General features: G+C 50.1%; 1 protein-coding gene and 1 pseudogene. Both read left to right on the top strand.

Going from position 1 to position 645, the window contains the following annotated elements; translation table 11 throughout:
- A pseudogene (locus tag FKN93_RS17515) lies at positions 1-242 on the top strand (hypothetical protein); the annotation flags it as partial.
- Positions 239-565 carry an IS66 family insertion sequence element accessory protein TnpB gene (tnpB, locus tag FKN93_RS17510; protein ID WP_004393962.1) on the top strand — a complete coding sequence of 109 codons (327 nt, stop codon included), beginning with the start codon at positions 239-241 and terminating at the stop codon, positions 563-565. The pseudogene FKN93_RS17515 and the gene tnpB, both read left to right, overlap by 4 nt.
- The last annotated feature ends 80 nt before the right edge of the window (positions 566-645 follow it).

Raw genomic sequence — 645 nt, 5'->3', positions numbered from 1 at the left:
TCAGTCACGTGACCAAAGCACTACGGATCTGCACCACCCAGCTCAATGACTGGCGCAAGCAACTTCCCGTTAAGTCGTCCGCTCCTGATTTTGTTCCGTTACAGATAGAGCCTGATTTACTACCTAAATCAGACCTGAGCCTTCAGCTCACTCTTCCTAATTCAAGTCAGATCCGTATCAGCGGCCTTGTCTCTCCTGACTTATTGCGAGCTCTGATACAAGAAGCAGGAGAAGTAAAATGATCCACCTGACTGCTGAGAGTAAAATCCTGCTTGCGACTCAACCAGCCGATTTTCGCTGTGGTATTGATGGACTCGCCGCCCTGTGTCGTCATCAGCTAAAACAGTCGCCTCGTAGCGGAACCCTGTTTGTGTTTACCAACCGCCGTCAAACCATGCTTAGAGCATTATGTTATGACGGCTCTGGCTTCTGGTTAATCAATAAACGCCTGAGCAAAGGCCGCTTTCAAGATTGGCCCCGTCATCACCAAGATGGGGTGACCCCTGTCGCCGCGAAGCAGCTTAAAGCTCTGTTGGTGGGGCTGCCTGGCTGGCAAAAAGTATGACCGTACGCACACTATTCCCCTTTAAGTTATCGATCCTCACGATCATGTTGACCGATCCCACAATGCTGGAATAATTGAGC

Origin of the sequence: Vibrio sp. A8-1, from assembly GCF_013048685.1 — a bacterium.
GTDB lineage: Bacteria > Pseudomonadota > Gammaproteobacteria > Enterobacterales > Vibrionaceae > Vibrio > Vibrio metschnikovii.
This window is presented reverse-complemented; position numbering and strand designations above follow the sequence as displayed.